Source organism: Saccharothrix sp. DSM 118769 (genome assembly GCF_052936295.1).
The window spans coordinates 270,727-287,330 of the sequence record NZ_CP193627.1; the positions used below are offsets into that span (position 1 = coordinate 270,727).

Annotated in this window: 19 protein-coding genes; 10 read left to right on the top strand and 9 right to left on the bottom strand. The window is 73.9% G+C overall.

Annotation, left to right across the window (positions count from 1 at the left end; all coding sequences use genetic code 11):
* Window positions 1-82: 82 nt before the first annotated feature.
* From ACRAKJ_RS01345 to ACRAKJ_RS01360, 4 genes are read left to right on the top strand one after another with little or no spacing between them, the layout of a single operon-like run.
* Entirely contained in the window at window positions 83-238 is a 156-nt protein-coding gene (locus tag ACRAKJ_RS01345) for a hypothetical protein (protein WP_306744357.1), read from the top strand.
* Entirely contained in the window at window positions 235-693 is a 459-nt protein-coding gene (locus ACRAKJ_RS01350; RefSeq protein WP_438921030.1) for a RidA family protein, read from the top strand. Before ACRAKJ_RS01345 ends, ACRAKJ_RS01350 begins: the two co-directional genes overlap by 4 nt.
* 1 nt (window position 694) lies before the next feature.
* A complete protein-coding gene (locus ACRAKJ_RS01355) occupies window positions 695-1,297 on the top strand; it encodes a hypothetical protein (protein ID WP_438921031.1) in 603 nt (200 codons plus the stop codon).
* A 38-nt stretch (window positions 1,298-1,335) separates the two neighbouring features.
* On the top strand, window positions 1,336-2,772 hold the full coding sequence (locus tag ACRAKJ_RS01360; protein WP_438921032.1) for a hypothetical protein: 1,437 nt from the start codon (window positions 1,336-1,338) through the stop codon (window positions 2,770-2,772).
* A gap of 84 nt (window positions 2,773-2,856) precedes the next feature.
* Here the strand turns inward: ACRAKJ_RS01360 and ACRAKJ_RS01365 are convergent, their stop codons facing one another.
* Window positions 2,857-3,762: a Gfo/Idh/MocA family oxidoreductase gene (locus ACRAKJ_RS01365; RefSeq protein ID WP_438921033.1), complete on the bottom strand. Its 906-nt coding sequence runs from the start codon at window positions 3,760-3,762 to the stop codon at window positions 2,857-2,859.
* Window positions 3,763-3,880: 118 nt separating this feature from the next.
* Window positions 3,881-4,237 (bottom strand): hypothetical protein, encoded by a 357-nt coding sequence (locus tag ACRAKJ_RS01370; RefSeq protein ID WP_438921034.1) that lies wholly within the window; start codon window positions 4,235-4,237, stop codon window positions 3,881-3,883.
* Between the two features lie 69 nt (window positions 4,238-4,306).
* Here ACRAKJ_RS01370 and ACRAKJ_RS01375 point away from each other — a divergent pair, with 69 nt between their 5' ends.
* Together ACRAKJ_RS01375 and ACRAKJ_RS01380 are read left to right on the top strand one after the other, a co-directional pair.
* Entirely contained in the window at window positions 4,307-5,071 is a 765-nt protein-coding gene (locus tag ACRAKJ_RS01375; protein ID WP_438921068.1) for an NUDIX hydrolase, read from the top strand.
* Entirely contained in the window at window positions 5,068-5,823 is a 756-nt protein-coding gene (locus ACRAKJ_RS01380) for an MBL fold metallo-hydrolase (protein WP_438921035.1), read from the top strand. Before ACRAKJ_RS01375 ends, ACRAKJ_RS01380 begins: the two co-directional genes overlap by 4 nt.
* A gap of 248 nt (window positions 5,824-6,071) precedes the next feature.
* Here ACRAKJ_RS01380 and ACRAKJ_RS01385 read toward each other — a convergent pair whose 3' ends face one another.
* The 4 genes from ACRAKJ_RS01385 to ACRAKJ_RS01400 all read right to left on the bottom strand — a co-directional run bounded on the left by ACRAKJ_RS01385 (window position 6,072) and on the right by ACRAKJ_RS01400 (window position 9,526).
* Window positions 6,072-6,536, bottom strand: coding sequence for a hypothetical protein (locus ACRAKJ_RS01385; RefSeq protein ID WP_438921036.1), 465 nt, complete (start codon window positions 6,534-6,536; stop codon window positions 6,072-6,074).
* A 190-nt stretch (window positions 6,537-6,726) separates the two neighbouring features.
* Window positions 6,727-7,965 (bottom strand): MFS transporter, encoded by a 1,239-nt coding sequence (locus ACRAKJ_RS01390; protein ID WP_438921037.1) that lies wholly within the window; start codon window positions 7,963-7,965, stop codon window positions 6,727-6,729.
* Window positions 7,966-8,384: 419 nt separating this feature from the next.
* Complete coding sequence (locus tag ACRAKJ_RS01395; protein ID WP_015097742.1) at window positions 8,385-9,059, bottom strand: Crp/Fnr family transcriptional regulator; 675 nt, start codon at window positions 9,057-9,059, stop codon at window positions 8,385-8,387.
* A 215-nt stretch (window positions 9,060-9,274) separates the two neighbouring features.
* Window positions 9,275-9,526 carry a hypothetical protein gene (locus tag ACRAKJ_RS01400; RefSeq protein WP_015097743.1) on the bottom strand — a complete coding sequence of 84 codons (252 nt, stop codon included), beginning with the start codon at window positions 9,524-9,526 and terminating at the stop codon, window positions 9,275-9,277.
* 289 nt (window positions 9,527-9,815) lie between these two features.
* On the opposite strand from ACRAKJ_RS01400, the gene nth reads away from it, so the two are divergent.
* From nth to ACRAKJ_RS01420, 4 genes are read left to right on the top strand one after another with little or no spacing between them, the layout of a single operon-like run.
* Window positions 9,816-10,583: an endonuclease III gene (nth, locus tag ACRAKJ_RS01405; protein WP_438921038.1), complete on the top strand. Its 768-nt coding sequence runs from the start codon at window positions 9,816-9,818 to the stop codon at window positions 10,581-10,583.
* On the top strand, window positions 10,580-11,191 hold the full coding sequence (locus ACRAKJ_RS01410) for a redoxin domain-containing protein (protein ID WP_438921039.1): 612 nt from the start codon (window positions 10,580-10,582) through the stop codon (window positions 11,189-11,191). Before nth ends, ACRAKJ_RS01410 begins: the two co-directional genes overlap by 4 nt.
* Window positions 11,188-11,889: an NUDIX domain-containing protein gene (locus ACRAKJ_RS01415; RefSeq protein WP_438921040.1), complete on the top strand. Its 702-nt coding sequence runs from the start codon at window positions 11,188-11,190 to the stop codon at window positions 11,887-11,889. The genes ACRAKJ_RS01410 and ACRAKJ_RS01415 overlap by 4 nt, the downstream gene beginning before the upstream one ends.
* Complete coding sequence (locus ACRAKJ_RS01420) at window positions 11,876-13,063, top strand: MarP family serine protease (RefSeq protein ID WP_438921041.1); 1,188 nt, start codon at window positions 11,876-11,878, stop codon at window positions 13,061-13,063. Before ACRAKJ_RS01415 ends, ACRAKJ_RS01420 begins: the two co-directional genes overlap by 14 nt.
* Here ACRAKJ_RS01420 and ACRAKJ_RS01425 read toward each other — a convergent pair.
* The 3 genes from ACRAKJ_RS01425 to acs all read right to left on the bottom strand — a co-directional run bounded on the left by ACRAKJ_RS01425 (window position 13,060) and on the right by acs (window position 16,572).
* Complete coding sequence (locus ACRAKJ_RS01425) at window positions 13,060-13,998, bottom strand: alpha/beta fold hydrolase (protein ID WP_438921042.1); 939 nt, start codon at window positions 13,996-13,998, stop codon at window positions 13,060-13,062. The two genes, ACRAKJ_RS01420 and ACRAKJ_RS01425, sit on opposite strands and share 4 nt — an antisense overlap.
* Before the next feature lie 5 nt (window positions 13,999-14,003).
* Complete coding sequence (locus ACRAKJ_RS01430) at window positions 14,004-14,471, bottom strand: phage holin family protein (protein WP_438921043.1); 468 nt, start codon at window positions 14,469-14,471, stop codon at window positions 14,004-14,006.
* Between the two features lie 124 nt (window positions 14,472-14,595).
* Entirely contained in the window at window positions 14,596-16,572 is a 1,977-nt protein-coding gene (gene acs, locus ACRAKJ_RS01435; RefSeq protein WP_438921044.1) for an acetate--CoA ligase, read from the bottom strand.
* Between the last annotated feature and the right edge of the window lie 32 nt (window positions 16,573-16,604).

Sequence of the window (16,604 nt, forward strand, 5' to 3'; positions counted from 1 at the left end):
AACCCGACGGGAAAATTCCAGCTCGCGCGACCTGCGAGCGGGCGCGGGCGAGTACTCCGGGTGTCCGGCTAGGCTGCCCGCCATGCAGACGTGGGAGTACGCGACCGTCCCGCTGTTGATCCACGCCACCAAGGCGATCCTGGACCAGTGGGGCCAGGACGGCTGGGAGCTCGTAACTGTCCTGCCCAACCCCAGCGGTGAGCAGCACGTCGCCTACCTGAAGCGGCCGAAGGCATGAGCTGGACGGCCCGCCTGGCCGAGCTCGGCGTGGCGCTGCCCCCGGTCGCGGCGCCCGTCGCCGCGTACGTGCCCGCCGTCCGCAGCGGCCGGCACGTGTTCACCTCGGGCCAGCTCCCGTTCGTCGACGGCGCGCTCGCCGCCACCGGCAAGGTCGGCGGCGACGTCAGCCCCGAGGAGGCCAAGGCGCACGCCCGCACCTGCGCGCTCAACGCGCTGGCCGCCGTGGACGCGCTCGTCGGCCTGGACTCCGTGGTCCGCGTCGTCAAGCTCGTCGGGTTCGTCGCCTCCGCCGAGGGCTTCACCGGCCAGCCGGCCGTCGTGAACGGCGCGTCCGAGCTGATCGGCGAGGTGTTCGGCGACGCCGGGCGGCACGCGCGGTCGGCCGTCGGCGTGGCCGAGCTGCCGCTGGGCGCGCCCGTCGAGGTGGAGCTGATCGTCGAGATCGGGGAGTGAGATGTCCGACACGTGCCACGAGCTGCTGCTGCGCCTGGCCGGGAGGCTCCCCGACGACGTCCTGTGGCGGTTCCGCGACTGGGCCGCGACGGACGCCGTCCTGGTCCTCGCACGCGCCCTGCCACGCACGTTGCTGCACGACCGGATCGGCCTGACCGACCGCGAGCAGGCCCTGCTCGCCGACGCCCTCGTGCCGCACGGCGCCGACCGGGCCACCATCAGTTCCATCAGGGGACTGGACGAACTGCCCGATCCCGGCTACACCTTCACCCCGGAATCACCCGATCGGGTGCTGATGGGTGATTCCGCGACCGTGGTGCTCGGGGCGACCCTGCGCGGTCGCCCCGGGGTCGGCGAGGTCCGGTCCACGTGGCGGCTGGGCGGGGACGGGACCAGGAAGCTCGTCCTGGTCGCCGCCACGACCGGGTGCGCCCGGCTGGCCGGCGAACTCCAGCGCGTGCTGCGGGCGCTCGGCGAGCACGACCCCCTCGTGGAGGTCCTGCCCGTCGGACTTGACCTGCCGCCCTACCACCGGGCGGCGTTGGCGGCCTCGGAACTGGTGTGCACCGGCGCCGAGGCCGACGGGCACCTGGTGCCCGTATAGAGCTCGTCGCTCCCGCGCGGGCCGGAAGGAGAACAGGCGTGACGAACGACGGAGTGGGACTCCCCGTCCGTTTACACGACCTCCTGTTGTCGTTGGCCGGACGGGTCGACGACGACGCGTTGACGCAGGCCCGTGAGCTGCTCGCGGTCGCCGAGCTGGACCGGGCCGTGGAGCTGCTCGTCGGCTGCCTGCTGGCCGGTCGCATCCCGGTGTCCACGGAGGAGCGTCGCGAGCTCGGCTGGCTGCTGGGCGAGGTCCGCTCGGACCGCGCCCTCGCCGACCGGCTGTTCGCGGTCGAGCAGGTGCCCGTGCCCCGGCACCGGTTCAGCGCCGAGTCCGACCCGGCCGACGGCCTGGGCGACGTGCTCGGCAGGACCGTGTCGGCGCTGCCGGACGTGCGCGGCGTGCGCGCCACGTGGCGGTCCACCCCGGCCGGCGCGACACCCGGCCCGCTGCCGCAGCGGGTCGTCCTGGTCGACATCGGCCCCGCCGGGTTCGCCCCCGCCACCGCGTACCGGGTCGACACCGTGCTGCGGAAGGCCGGCATCCGGGCCGTGGTCGAGGTGCTGACCGTGGGCACGCCGCTGGGCGAGTACCACGCGGCCGCGGTCACCACCGCCCGCGAGGTGTTCTTCGCGTCCGGCTCCACGACACCGGGACCACCGCCCGATCCCGGCACGTGGTTCGACGGTGACATGTCGGGCCAGGCACCGGTGGTCGAGCCGGAACCGGTGCCTGTCGAACCCGAGAACGGCTCCAAGTCCCGTCGTGCGCGCGTCGACTCGTACGAGGGGGCGCAACCGTTCCCGCCCAAGCCGGTCAAGCGGCTGCCGGTGCGCGAACCCACCGACGAGCCGCAGGGCGACCACCGGGTCGAGCCGCGTGCCGACTCGCGGGCGGAGTCGCGCGCCGAGTCCCGGTCCGACTCGCGCGTGGAGTCGCGGTCCGACTCGCGTGCCGAGCCGCGACCCGACTCGCCGGCCGAGCCGCGTGCCGACTCCCGGGTCGACTCGCGGACCGACCCGCGGACCGACCCGCGGACCGACCCGCGGACCGACTCGCGGGTCGACGACCTGCTGGGCGACGGTGGGCGGGGCGAGGAGGTGCGCGTCACCGACGCCGCGCCGCCCGAGCCCGCGCCCGAACCGGTCGTGGAGGAACCGCGGGGCCTCACGCCCCCGGTGACGCCGCTGCCGCTGTCCCTGCCCGACGACCACCCGCTGTCGCGGTCCGAGGTCACCACCGAGCTGAACCCGGACGACCTCGCCGCGCTCCAGGCCGCCCTGGCCGAGGGGCAGGCGCCGGCGTCCGTGCAGCTGCCGCCGACCGTCGACGCCAAGCTCAGCGACCGCGAACGCGCCCTGCTCCAGCAGCTCCACGAGGAGCTGGCGCAGCGCGAGCAGCAGTCCTGGCCCGGCGGACCGGAGTTCGTCAACGGCGTGCCCAAGCCGAACAACGGCAAGTACCCCGGCTAGCGCGCCCGCGCGGCAGCCCGGCCCCGACGTCCGCGCCCAGCGGCCGGGAGGGCCGGGCCGCCGCCCACGCCGTCCCGCGGCCCCTCACGCCGTTCCGGCGTCGCCCCCGGCCCTCCGCCGCGCCAGGTCGATGACCCGCTGGAGGTGCAGGCCCCGGCGGACGTCCAACGGGTGCCGCGCCGTGCCGCTGTCCACCATCGCCACGAAGTCGTCCAGCAGGTTCGTGAAGCACTGCACCGCGCTCGTGCCCCGGTCGGCCAGCACGCGGTGACCGTGCTCGCCGTACACCGCCACCTCCGAGACGCCCGGCGTCAGCGGCAGCGTCATGCTCAACGCGGCCGAACTCGTCGCGCCGCCCTCGTGCCGGAAGACCACCTGCCACACGCCGTGCTCCGACCGGTCCGCCGCCACCACGTCCGTGATCGTCCCCAGCGCCGCGTCCAGCAGGTCGAACGCGTGCGGCCCGACGTCGTCCAGCGGGCCCCGCTCGTGCCGCCACGGCGAGTGCGAGAACGGGCCGTCCAGCAGCGCGCCCGACAACCAGCGGGCGCTGCCGCCCACCCAGCCGCCCACCCGCGCCAACTGCTCCAGCTGCTCCCGGGTCTCCGGCGCGTACCGACGGGTCAGCACGACCAGCGAGGCCACCCCGTGCCGCTCCACCGCGTCCGCGAGCCGCTCGGCGTCCTCCAGCGTCGCGGCGATCGGCTTCTCCAGGACCAGGTGCTTGCCCAGCTCGGCGGCGCGCGTCGCGATCGGCGCCTGCACCTCCGGCGGCACGGCGAACGCGACCGCGTCCACCTGCTCCAGCAGCTCCTCCGGCGTCGCCGCCGTGCCCGCGCCGTAGGTGCCGGCCAGCGCGGCCGCCGCCTCCCCGCGCCGGGCCCACACCGCCGCCAGGCGCGTCCCGGGGTGGTCGGCGATGCCCGGCGCGTGCACCCGCTCCGCCCACGGACCCGCGCCGATCAGTCCCACGCGCAGCTGTTCGTCCACGCCGGCCACCCTAACTCCCACCCGCCCCCGCCCCCGGCCGGTGATCACCACCCAGGCCGTCACCCGACCCGGGCTCGGCCGTCACCGCCCGGCCTTCACCGGGCCCCGGGCTCGGTCGTCACCGGCCACCGAGGTAGTCCTCCTCGGGCACGAAGATCCGCCTCCCGGTGCCGAAGCGCAGCTCCACACCGCCCTCCTGCCGCACCACCTCCGGCTCGGTCCCCCACCCGCCCGGGACCGCCACCACGAACCCGTGGTCCTCCGCCCGCCCGAGCCACACCTCGTGGTCCGTGCCGCCCAGCAGCCGCGACTCCTCCTTCACGTACACGTTCGGAGTTCCCTCGTACGTGTGGATCGTCTCGCTGGTCGGCAGGAACAGGACCACGGCCGCGACGGCCGTCAGACCGGTGCCGATCACCCCGCCCGACCCGAACAGCAGGACGTTGACCAGGCAGCCCTTTTTCGCGGTGTCCACAGCGGGTGATCCTCGTCGTAGGCTCGGTCCGTGCGCGAACTACCCGACGAACTGGTGCTGCCGGCCGAGATGGCCCCGTCCACCTTCACCGGCCCGCCGGCCGAGCCCCGCGACGCGGCGACCGTCGTGCTCGTCCGCGACGGCGACCGGGGGGTCGAGGCGTTCCTGCTGCGCCGCGTCGCCGCCATGGCGTTCGCGGGCGGGATGACCGTGTTCCCCGGCGGCGGGGTCGACCCGCGCGACGCCGACGCCTCGGTCGCGTGGAGCGGCCCCCCACCCGGGTGGTGGGCCTCGAAGTTCGCCTGTTCGCCCGAACTCGCCACCGCGCTCGTGTGCGCCGCGGTGCGGGAGACGTTCGAGGAGTCCGGCGTGCTGCTGGCCGGGCCGTCGGCCACCACGGTCGTCGCCGACACCGGCCCGTACGCGGCGGCGCGGGCCGCGCTGGTGGCGCGGGAGCTGTCGTTCGCGCGGTTCCTGGCGGACGAGGGGCTCGTGCTGCGCGCCGACCTGCTGCGACCGTGGGCCAACTGGGTGACCCCGCCCGAGGAACCGCGCCGCTACGACACCCGGTTCTTCGTCGCCGTGCTGCCCGAGGGGCAGAGGGCGGACGGCGCGACCACCGAGGCGTCGGACGCGGTGTGGCAGCGGCCGGCCGACGCGCTGGCCGACTGGGAGGCGGGCCGCCGAGCCCTCATGCCACCCACCTGGGTGACCCTCTCCGAGGTGAACGACCTCGGCTCCGTAGCGGCCGTCCTGGCCGAGCCGCGCGAGGTCGAGAAGATCATCCCCAAGATCGTCCGCGACGGCGACGTCCTCCGGGTGGTCCTGCCGTGAGCGCCGAGTACGGGGTGCTGCGCCGGGTCACGCCGTTCGCGTCGGTCGTCCTCGCGGAGAACCCGGGGATGATGACCCTGGAGGGCACGAACACGTGGGTCCTGCGCGCGCCGGGCGCCGAGTCGTGCGTCGTGGTCGACCCGGGCCCCCTGGACGAAGGCCACCTGAACCGCGTGGCCGCGCACGGCCCGGTCGACGCCGTCCTCCTCACCCACGGCCACCCGGACCACTCGGAAGGGGTGAGCGCCTTCGCGCGGCTCGTGGGCGCCCCCGTGCACGCCGCGGACCCGAGGTTCGCCACCGCGCCGCTGGCCGGCGGCGAGGTCGTCACCGGCGGCGGCCTGGAGATCACCGCCCTGGCCACGCCGGGCCACACCGACGACTCGTTCTCGTTCCTGGTCGGCGACGCGGTGCTCACGGGCGACACCATCCTGGGCCGCGGCACGACGGTGCTCGACGGCAGGCTCGCCGACTACCTCGCGTCCCTCAGGACCCTCGCCGACCTGCCGGGGGGCACCGCGGTGCTGCCCGGCCACGGGCCCGAGCTGCCGGACGTCGTCGCCGTCGCCCGCGCCTACCTGGCCCACCGCGAGGAGCGCCTGGCCCAGGTCCGCGCGGCGGTCGAGCGGCTGGGCGGCGCGCCCACCGCGCGCCAGGTCGTCGAGCTCGTCTACGCCGACGTGGACCGCTCCCTCTGGCCCGCGGCCGAGTGGTCGGTGCGGGCCCAGCTCGACTACCTCGCGGGCACCTGACGCGCGGGTGCCTGACGCGCGGGTGCCTGACGCGCGGGTGCCTGGGGCGGGCCGGTGGTGGCGGTCGGTGGTGGGCCGGCGGGGTCGGTGGTGGGGGTGGGCTGTTCGTCCTCCGGGGTGTGTCGGCGGCCGGCTGGTCGGCAGGGGTGGTGGTCTCGGGGTTCCGCTTCGTCTTCAACCGATGGCCGAGACGGCGGTTACGTACATCGATCACCTGATCGTGTGTACGGGCGACCGATGACCACTGGTCAGACCGTTGTCCGGATCGGGACGACCAGGTAGGTCAGCTCCATCCCGTCCTCACCCGCCTGCGACGTGAGCACGGTGGACCGCAGCCCGTCCTGGATGCGCAGCTCCACGCGCCGCCCGCTGAACGCCGTCAGCGCGTCCGCCAGGTACCTGGCCTGGAAGGTCTTCGTGATCCGGCTGCCGTCGATCGTCGCCTTGACCGACTCCGACCTCGACCCCGGCCCCTCCGGACCACCTGACCGCGGGTCGCCGCCGCGCACGCGCAGCTCGCCGTCGTCGACCTGGAGCGTGACCGAACCGTGCGGCCCGGGGTGGGGAACCGCGCGGCGCACGGCGCCGGCCAGCGCGTCCGCCTCCACCAACACCGTGCTGTCGATGACCGCCTCCAGCAGCTTCCTTGTCCGAGTCGTGCGGGGAACGGGGTTGCCGGCGGCGCCGTGCCGGCGCGAGGTCGTCAAGTGCACCCGCCGGTACACACGGTAGCGAAGTGAGCGCCGTTCGGTAACGATCCGTCCCGCTTGGTCCCGGAGGTGAACGGTCCGGGGCTGAGCGCGAGGACGCACCCGCGCACCCGCGCGCCGGTGATCGGGTGCATGCGGCGAACGCTAGACCCGACCACCGACATTCTCGCCCACCGACGTGGAAAGCCGCACGTCAGCGGGCCGCGAGGTCCATGTCCTCCTGCTGGGGCAGCGGCACGCCGGCCGCCACCGTGCCGCGGAAGACCCACACCAGGGCGGCGATCACCAGGCCGGACACCGCCGCCACCGCGAACGCGGTGCTCGTGCCGTGCGACTCGACGAGCTGGCCGCTGGCGGACTGCCCGATGGCCAGGCCGACGGTGACGGCGGTGACCACCCAGCCGAACGCCTCGGTCGCCGTGCCCGCCGGGGCGACGTGCTCGATCGCGGTGGAGTGCGTGGTGGACTGCGGGGTGATCAGGGTGCCGACCACGAGCAGCGCGCCGGCCAGCCAGAACAGGCTGGTGGGCAGCGCGAGCAGCAGCGACAGCAGCGCGAACCCGCCGAGCAGCACGGGCAGCCGCAGGTGCATGGCGCGCGGGAACGGCTTCATCGCGTACAGCACGCCGAACACGACGGAGCTGACCGACCACAGGCTCAGCAGCAGCCCGCCGAGGCCCACGTGGCCGGCGTTCGCGGCGGCGGCGGGCACGGCGACCTCGATGAACCCGATCGTGACGCCGAAGCCGAGGGCCGCGAGCGCCACGGTGCGCATGCCGGGCGAGGCGAGCGCGCCGAGCAGGTCGCGCCGCGCCGGTTCCGGCCGCACGGCGCGGACGGTCGGGTTCAGCGCGAACCACACCGCGCCGACCACCATGGACGCCGCGCCGACCACCACGCCGGTGCCCGCCCACGGCACCGTGACCAGCAGGCCCGCGAGGCCGGGGCCGAGGATGAAGAAGACCTCCATGCTGATCGCCTCGTAGGCGTACCCGGCGAGCCGAGCGGACCCGGGCGGCAGGGCGCGGGCCCACAGGGCGCGGGACGCCGAGCCGACCATGGGCTCGGTCAACCCGACGGCGAACGCGAGCGGCACGAGGAGGGGCAGCGCCACGCCCGCCTCGACGGCGGTGACGGCGAGCGCCACGAACACGGCGAACAGCGACACGGCGACGAGCAGCGGGCGGGTCGGCCCGTGCCGGTCCATCAGCCTGCCCTGCACGATCGACCCGACCGCGACGCCGACCAGGGACGCCGCCGACACCAGGCCCGCGGCGGCGAACGAGCCGGTCTCGCGCTGCACGAACAGCAGCAGCGAGAGGCCGATCATCGCGATCGGGAGGCGGGCGAGCAGGGACGCGACGACGGGGCCGCGCATCCCCGGTGCGGTCAGGGCGGTGCGGTAGTCGGAGAGGCGGGCAGAGTGGGACATGCGTACCAGTATGCCCGCACTGGTACGCGCGTACCAGTCATCGGGCGGTGCGATCGGTCACCCGGTGGGGATCGTCCACTTCTCGGGAGCGTTATTGCGATCCGGTAACAACAATGGGATGACCGGGTGAAACCCCTCGGAAAAATGCCTGCACAAGGGGTCCTTGAGGGTGAACGGCCTTGAGTTGCGGCCCAGGGGGCGTGCGATCGTGGACAGCACGACCCGCGTACCCGTTTCGACCTTCGTCGCTACGGGTAGTCAAACCTCCTTCCGGTGCCGAAGGGTCGGGGCCTGCGGGCACCGGAGGTGTGGAACGCGTGATCTGTCGGGGGATGGGTCGCGCGAACAACAGGGCCGGTGCGCCGCGTCGGGGGCGGCGCCCGGCTCTGTTGCTGCGTCCGGCGGCTGCCGGGACCTGCTCAGCGAGCGCGGCGCGCCAGGCGCTCCGGGTCCAGGATCAGCACGCTCTTGCCCTCCAACCGCAGCCACCCGCGGTGGGCGAAGTCGGCCAGGGCCTTGTTCACCGTCTCGCGCGACGCGCCCACGAACTGGGCGATCTCCTCCTGCGTCAGGTCGTGGGTGACCCTCAGCAGACCGGCCTCCTGGCTGCCGAAGCGCTGCGCGAGCTGCAACAGCGCCTTCGCCACGCGGCCGGGCACGTCGGTGAAGATCAGGTCGGCCAGCATGGAGTTCGTCCGGCGCAGCCTGCGCGCCAGGGCGCGCAGCAGCTGCTCGGCGATCTCCGGCCGGTTGGTGATCCACTGCCGCAGGGCGGGGCGGTCCATGCTCACCGCGCGCACCTCGGTCACCGTGGTGGCGGTGGACGTGCGGGGGCCCGGATCGAAGATCGACAGCTCGCCGAACATGTCGGACGGGCCGAAGATCCCCAACAGGTTCTCCCGACCGTCCGGCGACTTGCGGCCGATCTTCACCTTCCCGGACTGGATGATGTAGAGCCGGTCGCCCGGCTCGCCCTCCGCGAAGATCACGTGGCCACGCGGGAATTCAACGGACTCCAGCGTCTGCGCCAGTGCCTCCGCTGCCGCCGGTTCAACCCCCTGGAAGATGCCCGCGCGGGCCAGGGTCTCGTCCACCTCGTCCCTCCTGTCGAGACGCGGCGGCATGGTCGAGCGCGTTCCGCCTTCTGGCGGATCAGCGCCTTGCCGCCGATCACTGGGTGCAGTCTAAGGGCTGTGCGGGAGATCGCCTTCCGGCGCGCCGCCGCACGTGCCCCGCGACTCGGGGCGGACAGCCCGATGAGGCCCGCCGGGGGATGCGCCCCCTCGGGCCTCGCCGGTCCTCGCCCCGGTCAGCGGCGGGTGCGCCGCTGACGCAGGTTCCTCGCACGACCACCCAGCCTGCGCAGCCGGAACAGCTCCAGCGCGCGGCCGATGCCGTGCCCGTAGAGGGCCCTGACCTCGTCGGGCCGGGCCGACTCCAGGAACTCCTCGACCTCGTCCTCCTGCACGGCGACGTGGCGCAGACGAGCTTCCACGCGCTCCATGAAGAGCGCGAAGAACATGATCACGATCGGAACGGCGATGACGAACCAGGCAGTCATGATGGCTCCGATCCTTGCGCATCCGTTTCGGCGCGCACTAGAGGGGGGTCACTCTTGCGTGTGTCGTCGTGCGCTCGTAAGTGGGACGTGCACGGCGGGGCGGTGGTTGCTCGGTGCTCGCCGACGAGTTGTTCCCCGGGGCCGCGCACCCCGAAACGCCGGCCCGCGCGCCGACCCCCTCGTCGACCCCCGCACCCGCCCGCGCACCGGTTCCCGCACCCACCCGCGCCGGGCGCCGGCACCGCCCACGGCCGCGTCGCCCACCGGGCGGGAGCAGTAGTGTTCCGACATGGCCAAGAGCGCGGTGAAGCAGCCGGAGACGAGGCTGGGGCTGGTCCGCCGGGCGCGCCGGGTGGTGCGGGTGCTGGGGCAGGGCTACCCCGACGCGCACTGCGAGCTGGACTTCCGCGACCCGCTGGAACTGCTCGTCGCCGTCGTCCTGTCCGCCCAGACCACCGACGTCCGGGTGAACCAGGTCACGCCCGCCCTGTTCCGGCGCTACCGCACGGCGCGCGACTACGCCTCGGCGGACCGGGCCGAGCTGGAGGAGCTGATCAGGCCGACCGGCTTCTACCGGAACAAGGCGACGTCCCTGCTGGGGCTCGGCGCCGCCCTGGTGGAGCGGTTCGACGGCGTCGTGCCGGGCAGGCTGGAGGACCTGGTCACGCTGCCCGGCGTCGGCCGCAAGACCGCGAACGTGGTGCTGGGCGACGCGTTCGGCGTGCCGGGGATCACCGTGGACACCCACTTCGGCCGGCTCGTCCGCCGCTGGGGCTGGACCCGGGAGGAGGACCCGGTCAAGGTCGAGCACGCCGTCGGCCCGCTCGTCGAGCGCAAGGACTGGACGATCGTCTCGCACCGCACGATCTTCCACGGCCGCCGCGTCTGCCACGCCCGCACGCCCGCCTGCGGCGCGTGCCTGCTCGCGCCGCTGTGCCCGTCCTACGGCATCGGCCAGGTCGACCCGGTCAAGGCGCAGAAGCTCGTCAAGGGCGAGGAGGCGCCGCACCTGATCGAGCTCGCCGAGCGCGTGCGTGCGGGGGAGAAGTTGGCGTGAGCACCCGAGCCCGGTGGACGGCCGTCGCCCTGGTGCTGGCGGTGGCGGGCGTCGTCGCGCTGTGGCCGCGCTCGTCCGACCCCGTCGACCCCGGCCCGGCGGTGAGCGCGCGGCCCGCGCCGGACCTCGGCCTCGCCCGGCGGGACGCCGCGCTCCAGCCGTGCGCGCCGCCCCCGCGCTCGCAGGACGGCGCGGCACCCGGACCGGCCGCGCTGCGCGGCCTGGAGGTCACCTGCCTCGGCGACGGCACCCGCCTCGACGTGGCGTCCGCCCTGCCCGGTCGGGCCGTGGTGAACTTCTGGGCGACCTGGTGCGTTCCCTGTCAAGAGGAGCTCAGGGTGCTCGACGCCTACGCCCGGGAGCCCGGCGCGGTGCCGGTGCTGACGGTCCTGGTCGACAGCAAGGAGGGGGACGGGCTGGAGTTGCTGGCCAAACTCGGTGTTCACCTGCCGTCCGTGCACGACCCCGCGGACCTGCTGCGCAAGGCCGTGGCCCCGCCGCCGCGCATGCCGGTGACCTACGTCGTCGGCGCGGACGGCGCGCTGGCCCTCGTGCCCGACCCGCTCGTGCTGACCACGGTCGAGCAGGTGCGCGAGGTGGTGGGATGACCGCGCTGGTCGACCCGGGCGACGTCCCGGAGTGGATGAGCGGCCTCGTCAAGGCCACCGCCGAGATCGACGCCCGCGCCTTCACCCGCCTCTCGCCGCCGCCACCGGGCACCGGGCGCGCCGCGGCCGTGCTCATGCTGTTCGGCGAGGGCCCCCGCGGGCCGGACGTGCTGCTGCTGCGCCGCGCCGACACCCTCGGCTCGCACCCCGGCCAGGTCGCGTTCCCGGGCGGCGCCGCCGACCCGACCGACGACGGCCCGCTGGACACGGCGCTGCGCGAGGCGTTCGAGGAGACCGGGGTGCTGCGCGAGGGCGTCCGCCCGGTCGCGCTGCTGCCCGAGCTGCACGTGCCGGTGTCCGGGTTCGTCGTCACGCCGGTGCTCGCGCACTGGCGCGAGCCGTCGCCGGTCGCGCCCGTCGACCCGGCGGAGACCGCCGCCGTGGCCCGCGTGCCGGTCGCGCACCTGGCCGACCCGGCGAACCGGTTCCGGGTGACGCACTCCTCGGGCTACACCGGCCCCGCGTTCTCCGCGCCGGGCATGCTGGTGTGGGGCTTCACCGCCGGGCTGCTCAACGGCCTGCTGGCGCTCGGCGGGTGGGAACGGCCGTGGGACACCTCGGACGTGCGGGACCTGGACCTCGCGCTGCGCGCGACGGAGCGGGCGGTCGTGGATCGGGGTGCCGGTGAACTGGGTTGACCTGCTCGTCCTGGCGCTGGCCGCCTTCGCCGCGGTGTCCGGCGCGCGGCAGGGCATGGTCGTGGCGCTGCCCGCGTTCGTCGGCGTGCTCATCGGCCTCGTGCTCGGCACGCAGCTCGCGCCGCTGGTGGTCGCCCAGTTCGAGAACGTGGTGACCAAGGTCGTCTTCGCGGTCGGCATCGTGGTGCTGCTCGTGGCGCTCGGCGAGACGCTCGGCGTGTACGTGGGGCGGACGATCAAGCCGCGGATCAACTCCAGCCCGCTGCGCGGCGCGGACAACGCGCTGGGCGCGATCGTGCAGGGCGCGGTGGTGTTCGTCGTGGCGTGGATGATCGCGCTGCCGCTGACCGTGGTCGCCGGGCTGCCGTCGCTGGCCAAGGCGCTCAACCAGTCGGTGATCCTGTCGACCGTCGACGGCACCATGCCGCAGGCCGCGCGGACCCTGTCCGGCGACCTCCAGAGCCTGTTCGACGTGTCCGGCTTCCCGGCCGCGATGGACCCGTTCAACCGCACGCCGCTCAAGGAGGTCGGCCCGCCCGACCCGGCGCTGAGCCAGGACCCGATCGTGCAGAACCTGCGGGCCAGCGTGCTCAAGGTGCGCGGGCGGGCGCCGTCGTGCTCCCGCGCCCTGGAGGGCACCGGGTTCGTGATCGCGCCGGAGCGCGTGATGACGAACGCGCACGTCGTCGCCGGCACCACCGAGGTCGCGGTCGAGGTCGGCCGGGGCCAGTTCGACGCGACCGTCGTGCACTACGACGCGCAGACCGACGTCGCCGTCCTCGCCGTGCCGGACCTCAAGGCCGAACCGCTGAAGTTCCGCACCGACGAGATCGCGCAGGGCGAGGACGGCATCGTCCTCGGCTACCCGCTGGACGGCCCGTACACGGCGTCCGAGGCCCGCGTGCGGGAGCGCATCCCGATGCTGCGCGGCCCGGACATCTACGACGCGCAGACCGTGACGCGGGACGTCTACACCGTCCGCGCGAAGGTCCGCAGCGGCAACTCCGGCGGTCCGCTGGTCGACCCGCAGGGCCGCGTGATGGGCGTGGTGTTCGGCGCGGCGGTGGACGACCAGGAGACCGGTTTCGTGCTGACCGCCCAGGAGGTCGCCGACGAGGTCGCGGAGGCGCCGTCCCTGGTGCGGCGGGCGTCGACGCAGACCTGCGCGTCCTAGCCCCGGGCCTGGACCTTCGCCAGGAACTCGGTGACCAGGCGGCTCGTGGTGTGCGGCGACTCCTGGTGCGGGAAGTGGCCCACCTCGGGCAGCACCCGGTACGACGAGCGGGGGCCCGCCCAGGCGGTCGAGTCGGAGGCGGTGGACTCCAGCAGCACCGGGTCGCGCGCGCCGTGGACCTGGAGGACGGGGACCTCCAGGCGGCGGTCGAGGACCTCGGCGAAGCGGCGGCCGTCGCTGCGCAGCTGGGAGCGGACGGCCCAGCGGTGGTACTCCATGGCGCTGTGCGCCACGCCGGGGATGAGGACGGCCTCGCGGTTGCGGCGGAGCACCTCGTCGAACTCCGGTGCCACCGTCCACTTCGGACCGGACCAGGAGCGCAGCAGGTCGGCCACGGCGGCGCCCCGGTCACGGGTCAGCGCGCGCTCGGGCCGCACCGGCAGCTGGAAGCGGAAGATGTGCGCCGCCGCGCGCCCCTGACCGCGCGGGTGGCGGCGGATGGCGCGGCGCAGGGCCAGCGGGTGCGGCGCGGCCACGGCCGTGACCGAGGAGACCAGGCGGGGGTGCATGGCGCCGACCGTCCACGCCAGCATGCCGCCCCACGCGTGGCCGACGAGGTGCGCGCGGCTCTCGCCCAGCGCCTTCACCAGGCCCGCGACGTCACCGGCGAGCGTGAAGCCGTCGTAGCCGCGCGGCGGCTTGTCCGAGTCGCCGTAGCCGCGCAGGTCCACCGCGACCGCGCGGTACCCCGCCTCGGCCAGCGCGACCAGCTGGTGCCGCCACGTCCACCAGAACTCGGGGAAGCCGTGCAGCAGCAGCACGAGCGGCCCGTCGCCGAACTCGACCACGTGCAGCCGGATGCCGTTCGCGGACACGTCGCGGTGCGCCCACGGGCCGGGCACCCGGGCGGTCGACGGGTCCGGTGGCAGCCGCACGGGCGTCAGCGGGCGTCTCGGTGGCGCAGCGCCGCGACCGTGTCCTTGGCCGAGTCGATGGTCCGCTGCGGCGCGCGCAACTTCTTCACCTTGCGGTAGCCGAGGAACGCGAACAGCCCGGCCGTGACGAGCATCAGCACGAACACGATCAGGAACGCCGACCAGCGCGGCAGCCACACGTCGAGCAGCTCGGCGCCGAAGAAGAAGAAGAAAAAGGAGCTGAACAGCAGCACGGCCAGGGCGACGATGAAGTAGACGCTGCCCTTCACGCCCTTCTTGATCTCGCCGGCCACCTCGGACTTGGCCAGTTCGACCTCGGCCCTGACCAGCGTGGACAGGTGCGCCGTCGCGTCGCGCACGAGACCGCCGATGGACGTCTCGCCCGCGATCATCGCCGGGCTCTCCGCGGTCAACGGGATGGACGGGACAGGTGGCAGCCCGCTGCCGTTGGTGTTCTCCCGAGCGCTGGTCACCGCGCCATCGTGCCACGCCCGCGCGGCCGTCACCGCTCGACCGGCTGATGACCCGGCGACGGGTTTCGGCCGCGACGCGGCGGGGGCGCCTCCCCGGTCCGGGAGACGCCCCCGCCGCGGTCGGTCAGTCCTCCGCGGAACCCGTCTTCAGGCCCTGGGAGATCAGCTCCATGACGGACGAGTCGGCGAGCGTCGTGACGTCGCCGACCTGCCGGTTCTCCGCCACGTCGCGCAGCAGGCGGCGCATGATCTTGCCCGAGCGGGTCTTCGGCAGCTCCGGCACGACCATGATCTGCCGCGGCTTCGCGATGGGGCCGATCTCCTTGGCCACGTGGTCGCGCAGCGCCTTGATCGCCTCCGCGCCGTCCGAGCCCTCGGCGACGCCGCCGCGCAGGATCACGAACGCCACGATGCCCTGGCCGGTGGTCGGGTCGGTCGCGCCGACGACCGCCGCCTCGGCCACCGTCGGGTGCGAGACCAGCGCGGACTCGACCTCGGTGGTGGAGATGCGGTGCCCGGACACGTTCATCACGTCGTCCACCCGGCCCAGCAGCCAGATGTCGCCGTCCGCGTCGTACTTCGCGCCGTCGCCCGCGAAGTAGAAGCCCTGCTCGCCGAACCGCGACCAGTAGGTGTCGCGGTAGCGCTGCTCGTCGCCCCAGATGCCGCGCAGCATCGACGGCCACGGCTCGTCGAGCACCAGGTAGCCGCCACCGCCGTGCGGGACCTCGTTGCCCTGGTCGTCGACGACCTTCGCGCCGATGCCGGGCAGCGGCCTCTGCGCCGAACCGGGCTTGGTCGCGGTCGCGCCGGGCAGCGGGGAGATCATGATCGCGCCGGTCTCGGTCTGCCACCACGTGTCGACGATCGGCGTCTTGCCCGCGCCGATGGTCTCCCGGTACCAGATCCACGCCTCGGGGTTGATCGGCTCGCCGACGCTGCCCAGCACGCGCAGGGACGACAGGTCGTACTTGGCGGGGATGTCCGCGCCCCACTTCATGAACGTGCGGATCAGCGTCGGCGCGGTGTAGTAGATCGACACGCCGTACTTCTGCACGACCTGCCAGTGCCGGCCCTCGTCCGGGGTGTTCGGCGTGCCCTCGTAGACGACCTGCGTGACGCGGTTCGACAGCGGGCCGTACACGATGTAGCTGTGGCCGGTGACCCAGCCGATGTCGGCGGTGCACCAGTAGACGTCGGTGTCCGGCTTGAGGTCGAACACGGCGTGGTGCGTGTACGACGCCTGGGTCAGGTAGCCGCCCGACGTGTGCAGGATGCCCTTCGGGTTACCCGTGGTGCCCGACGTGTAGAGGATGAACAGCGGGTGCTCGGAGTCGAACGCCTCCGGGGTGTGCTGCTCGGCCTGGCGGTCGACCAGGTCGTGCCACCACACGTCGCGGCCCTCGGTCCACTCGACCTCGGTGTCGGTCCGCTTGACCACGAGGACGTGCTCGACGCTCGCGGCGTTGGCGACGGCCTCGTCCACGGCGGGCTTGAGCGCCGCCGGCTTGCCGCGCCGGTACTGGCCGTCCGTGGTGATCACGAGCTTGGCCCGCGAGTCCTCGATGCGGGTGCGCAGGGCCTCCGCGGAGAAGCCGCCGAACACCACGCTGTGCAGCGCGCCCAGGCGGGCGCAGGCGAGCATGGAGAAGATCGCCTCGGGCACCATCGGCATGTAGATGGCGACCCGGTCCTCGGCCCCGACACCCAGTTCGACCAGGGCGTTCGCCGCCTTGGAGACCTCGCGCTGGAGGTCGGCGTAGGTGATGGTCCGGCTGTCGCCGGGTTCGCCCTCCCAGTGGATGGCGACCTGCTCTCCGTGGCCGGACTCGACGTGCCGGTCGACGCAGTTGTACGCGACGTTGAGCTTGCCGCCGACGAACCACTTCGCGAACGGCGCGTTCGACCAGTCGAGGACCTGCGTCCACTTCGTGTCCCAGGACAGCCGCTCGGCCTGCTTCGCCCAGAACGCCTCGCGGTCGGCGTCCGCCTCCCCGTAGAGCGCGGCGGTGGCGTTGGCCTGCGCGGCGAACTCGTCGCTGGGCGGGAACTTCCTGTTCTCGGTCGACAGGTTGTCCAGGGCGGCTTGCGGCTCTGTCATGGCGGGGCGTACCTCCTGAATCAGTGTGGTGC